Here is a 323-nt window from a genome sequence, read left to right on the forward strand (position 1 = left end):
CCCTATTTGGATCGCTGTCTTTGGTTGGTTGATTGCTATTGCGATGAGTATTCTAAGCGTGATGACTATCGCTCAATATCTTGGTATCAGTTAAGGAGTTTATGATGGATATAGAACAAGTGGCGCGGGTGGTTAAACTCGTTGAAAGCAGCCGATTGTATAAAGTAACGATTGAAGATAACGGGCAGTCAATTACCGTAGTTAATAACATAAACCAGCAGAAGACTGCCAGCCCCGTAAAAACAAAGGCTGTTCAAGATAGTACGGATAAAAACAGTGCAGATCAAAATGGTAGCGCCATTAAAAATAATCTACCGAAGGTG

Annotated in this window: 1 protein-coding gene; it reads left to right on the plus strand. The window is 40.9% G+C overall.

Annotated elements, in window-relative coordinates; all coding sequences use genetic code 11:
• Positions 1-104: 104 nt before the first annotated feature.
• A partial coding sequence (locus tag AAEZ03_RS26520) for a hypothetical protein (RefSeq protein WP_350582746.1) occupies positions 105-323 on the plus strand: 219 nt, incomplete at its 3' end.

The organism is Pseudomonas sp. HY2-MNA-CIBAN-0224, from assembly GCF_040310285.1.
In the GTDB taxonomy this organism is placed as follows: Bacteria; Pseudomonadota; Gammaproteobacteria; order Pseudomonadales; family Pseudomonadaceae; genus Aquipseudomonas; species Aquipseudomonas helleri.